This is a genomic window from Cellulomonas jepli, from assembly GCF_047229345.1.
GTDB lineage: Bacteria > Actinomycetota > Actinomycetes > Actinomycetales > Cellulomonadaceae > Cellulomonas_A.
In genome coordinates this window covers 1-4334 of the sequence record NZ_JBFTER010000176.1, presented here as the reverse complement: position 1 = coordinate 4334, position 4334 = coordinate 1, and the positions used below count along the sequence as shown (strand labels likewise).

General features: G+C 77.4%; 5 protein-coding genes. 1 reads left to right on the top strand and 4 read right to left on the bottom strand.

The window, feature by feature from the left end:
* The 3 genes from AB6N24_RS22730 to dacB form a co-directional block, all read right to left on the bottom strand.
* Window positions 1-362, bottom strand: a 362-nt coding sequence (locus AB6N24_RS22730; protein ID WP_412871627.1) for a PP-loop family protein, incomplete at its 3' end; no start/stop codon positions are given.
* 5 nt (window positions 363-367) lie between these two features.
* Window positions 368-1462, bottom strand: coding sequence for a zinc-dependent metalloprotease (locus tag AB6N24_RS22725; protein ID WP_412871628.1), 1095 nt, complete (start codon window positions 1460-1462; stop codon window positions 368-370).
* A gap of 106 nt (window positions 1463-1568) precedes the next feature.
* Window positions 1569-2981 carry a D-alanyl-D-alanine carboxypeptidase/D-alanyl-D-alanine endopeptidase gene (gene dacB, locus AB6N24_RS22720; RefSeq protein WP_412871626.1) on the bottom strand — a complete coding sequence of 471 codons (1413 nt, stop codon included), beginning with the start codon at window positions 2979-2981 and terminating at the stop codon, window positions 1569-1571.
* A gap of 230 nt (window positions 2982-3211) precedes the next feature.
* On the opposite strand from dacB, the gene AB6N24_RS22715 reads away from it, so the two are divergent.
* The gene (locus tag AB6N24_RS22715) at window positions 3212-3709 is read left to right on the top strand and encodes an inorganic diphosphatase (RefSeq protein WP_141372301.1); all 498 of its coding nucleotides are present in this window, start codon (window positions 3212-3214) and stop codon (window positions 3707-3709) included.
* 163 nt (window positions 3710-3872) lie between these two features.
* On the opposite strand, the gene AB6N24_RS22710 is transcribed toward AB6N24_RS22715, so the two are convergent.
* Window positions 3873-4334, bottom strand: a 462-nt coding sequence (locus tag AB6N24_RS22710) for a C40 family peptidase (RefSeq protein ID WP_412871625.1), incomplete at its 5' end; no start/stop codon positions are given.

Here is a 4334-nt window from a genome sequence, read left to right as displayed (position 1 = left end):
GTCGCGTCGAGCGCCGCGTGCCGCGCGTCGCGGGCGGCCGCCTCGGGACCGCCCGGGCCGCCGACGTCGACGCGCACCACCTCGACCGGGTCGAGCCCGAGCCCCCGGCACACGGCCGCCGCCCCGGCCGCGACGTCGGCGCTGCCGGGCTGCAGGCCGTGGTCGACGACCACCGCCCCGGCGCGCAGGGGACGCGCGGAACGGGCGCTGCGCCCGGCGACGAACGCCGTCGCCGCCGCGAGCGCGAGGGAGTCGGCGCCGCCCGAGCACGCGACCAGCACGAGGGACCCAGCGGGCAGGTCGTCGAGCGCGCGGGTGACCGCGGTGCGGGCGGCCGCCACGGCGGGCGCGGGTCCGGTCACGCGGGTCAGCCGTGCACGCGACGCACCCAGGCGCCGGGCTCGGCGATCTCGCGCGCCGACGGCAGGTGCTCCGGTGCGGCCCAGACGGCGTTGAGCCCGTCGGTGCCGACCGCGGCGCGGACCGTGCGCACGAACGCCGCGCCGTCGCGGTACTGCGCGAGCTTCGCGTCGAGCCCCAGGAGCCGGCGCACGACGCGCTCCGGCCCGCGGGACCGCGCGCCCGCGTCGCGGCGGGCCTCGAACCGGGCGCGGATGCGGCGCACCGACGGCACGACCGACCGGCCGACGGCGTCCATCGCGACGTCCGCGTGCCCCTCGAGCAGCGCCATGACCGCGCCGACCTCGTCGACGAGCACGCGCTGGTCCGCCGGCAGGAGGTCGAGGACGCCGCGCCCGTCCTCCGGACCGCCCAGCGCGCCGGCGACGCCCTGCAGCAGGTCGAGCAGGGTCGGGCCGTCGTCGTCCGGCGTGCCACCGTCGCCGCGCCCGCGGGCCTTCGCGGCGTCGCCGGAGAGCCCCGCGAGCAGCGCGCCCGAGCGCGCACGCAGGTGGTCCGCCAGCCAGGGGGCCGCCGCGAACTGCAGCGCGTGCGTCTGCTCGTGCAGGCACACCCAGAGCCGGAAGTCCGCCGGGTCGAGCTTCATCGCGCGCTCGGCCTGGAGCACGTTCGGTGCGACCAGCAGGAGGCGTCCCCCGGGCGCCCGCACGTCGGCGGTGAAGGGGTCGAACTGCCCGAGCACCTTGCCCGAGAGCAGCGCGAGCACCGCACCGACCTGCGTCGCGGCGGCGAGCCGCGCGGCGGCGGGCACCGGCCGGGGCACCGGGACGTCCCGCGTCATGCTCGCCATGAGCCGCGTGTTGGCCCGCGCCCACGCCGGACGGTCGACGACGTGCACGGTCGCGGGCACACGCCCGTCGGCGGGGGTCAGGCCCGTGATCCGCGCGACGTGCTCGGGTGCCGCGGCGGCCGCGGAGCGCAGCCCCTCGACGAGCGCGGCGGCCTCGTCCCGCGTCGCGCGGGGACCCGGCGTCGCGAGCCGCCCCGCGAGCCGTGCGGCCACGTCCCAGTCCACGAGCGGGCGCGCTCCTGCCCCGGTCACGCCGGGCTCGGCGTCGACGCGGTCCGGGTGTGCTGCTCGACGCGGTGCCACGCGCCCACCGTAACCGCCGGGCCGCCGCGCACCGGGCGACCGGCCCGCGCCCCGGTCAGCGGCAGCCGCACCCCGCGAGGCGCGCCACGAACCCGTCGATCGCCGCGCGCGGCGCCGGCTGCCCACCGGCGGGCGTCTGGTCCGCGAGCACCGCGAACAGCAGCTGGCGGCCGTCGGCGTCCACCACGGTGCCCGCGAGCGACGTGACGCCCGGCAGGCTCCCGGTCTTGGCGCGCACGAGCCCCCGGGCGGACGTCGTCGTGTACCGCTCGGCCAGGGTGCCCGTGAGCCCCGCGACCGGCATCCCGGTCGCGATCTCCCGGAGCTCGGGCCGCGCCGGGTCCGTGACGAGCCGGAGCAGTCCGAGCAGCAGGTCCGGGGTGAGCTGCGAGCCCGCGCCGAGCCCGGAGGCGTCGACGAGCTGCGCCCCCGACGTGTCGACACCGAGCTGCGCGACCTCCCGCAGGACCGCCTGCGACGCGCCGTCGAAGCTGCCCGGCAGGCCCGAGCCGACCGCGACGAGCCGCGCGACGACCTCGGTGATCGTGTTGTCCGACGTGTCGAGGAAGTAGTGCACGACGTCCGAGAGGGGCGCCGACCGCACGAGCCCGAGCTGCTCGGCACCCGCGGGCGCCGGCCCGACGGGGCCGACGTCGGTCACCGTGATCCCGTTCTCCGCGAGCCGCTGCGCGAGGACCTGGGCGGCGTTCGCCTCGGGGTCGGCGTGCCGGGGCGGGTACTCCCCCGGGCGGATCTTCGCGATGTCGACCGCGAAGCTCGTGACGGGCGCGACGAAGCCCTGGTTGATGTCGGACGGGTTCCACGTCGGGCTCAGCGCCGGGCCGGAGAACAGGGACCCGTCGTAGCCGAGCCGCACGCTCGTCGTGCCCGTCGAGGCGAGCACGCCCGCGACCTGCGTCGCGAGGTCGCCCAGGCCGGCGTGCCCGACGACCGCGTCCGCGTCGCCCTCGCCGGGCGCGAGCATCATGTCGCCGCCGCCGACGAGCACGATCTCGTCGCCCTCGCCGCGGACGACCCGCGTGTCGAGCGTCGACGCGGGGTCGAGCGTCGCGAGCGCGGCCACGCCGGTCACGAGCTTCGCGGTCGACGCCGGGACGCGCGGCTGGTCGGAGGCGTGCGAGGCGAGCACCTCGCCGGTGATCTGGTCCGCCACGACGACGCCCACGGCCGGGCCGACCCGTCCGTCCGTCACGAGGCCCTGGACCAGCGCGGCCACCTGACCGGGGTCGGGGACGGGCGCCGCGGCGTCGAGGGGGCCGAGCGCCGGGGCGACCGCGGGCGGCTCCGCGACGCCCGGGACGGCGGGGAACGGCTCGGGGTCGGGCGGCACCGGCGCGAGCGTCACGACGCCCGGCACGACGTCGTACGCGTCGGCCGTCCCGTAGGCGCCTCCGCCCAGGACGAGCACGAGCAGGCTCACCCCGACCACGCGCGCGCCTGTCGACATGCGCCCTCCCGTCCGTGCGTGTCGCGCGTGTCGCGCGTGTCGTTGGTCTCAGTCGGCTGCTCGACCGGGCACGCTCGGCGGCGCGCGCGGGAGCAAGTCGTCCCGGTGCGTCACACTAGGTCACGTACCAGGGGGGCGTCCCACGTCGGCACGCCGCCACAGGCATGTTGGAGACACGTGTGGACAGGTCGCGCCCACCGGCGCTCCCGCCGCACGGGCGGAGGAGAGCTGTGGAGTTCGACGTCACGATCGAGATCCCCAAGGGGCAGCGCAACAAGTACGAGGTCGACCACGCGACGGGGCGGATCCGCCTCGACCGCATGCTCTTCACCTCGACGCGCTACCCCGACGACTACGGCTTCATCGAGGGCACCCTCGGTGAGGACGGCGACCCGCTCGACGCCCTCGTGCTGCTCGAGGAGCCGACGTTCCCGGGCTGCCTGATCCGGTGCCGCGCGCTCGGCATGTTCCGCATGCGCGACGAGGCCGGCGGCGACGACAAGGTGCTGTGCGTCCCGACGGGCGACCAGCGCGCCGCGTGGCGGCAGGACATCGACGACGTCTCCGACTTCCACCGTCTCGAGATCCAGCACTTCTTCGAGGTCTACAAGGACCTCGAGCCGGGCAAGTCGGTCGAGGGCGCGCACTGGACCGGCCGCCAGGAGGCCGAGGACGAGATCGAGCGCTCGCGCCAGCGGGCCATCGACGCGGGGTACGACCACCACTGAGCCGGACGCGGGCCGCCCCTCGGGGCGGCCCGTCCTGGTGGGGGGGTGCTGTCCTGGCGCGCGTCCGCGTGCGCCGAGCGGCCCGCCGGGAGCCCAGCACGTCGTCCGGTGCGCGACGCGACGCCGGGCGCGCCCCGCGACGGGCGCGCGGCGGACCGTCGCGTCAGGGGCGCCCGGCGTACGGCATCGTGCCCGACCAGCGCATCGACGTCAGGCGCACCGGGACCCCCTCGCGCGCGGCCTCCATGATCTGGCCGCCGCCGACGTACATCGCGACGTGGTGGATCTTGTCGGGGTTGTTCGGGTCCGTCGACCAGAAGACCAGGTCGCCGGGGCGCATCGAGTCGTAGCTGATCTTCAGGACCTGCTTGTACTGGTCGCGCGACGTGCGGTTGAGGTTGACTCCCGCGCTGCGCCACGCACCCCCGGTGAGCCCCGAGCAGTCGTAGCCGCTGGGGCCCGTGCCGCCCCACAGGTAGGGGATGCCGGTCTGCGCGCGCGCCCACGCCGACGCGGTCTCGCCCTGGCCGGCGCTGCCGCGCGAGCGCCCGGTGCCCAGGCCGTACGGGTTGCTCGGTGCCGGGGCCGGCGCGGGGACCGCCGGGGCGGGAGCCGGCGCCGGGGC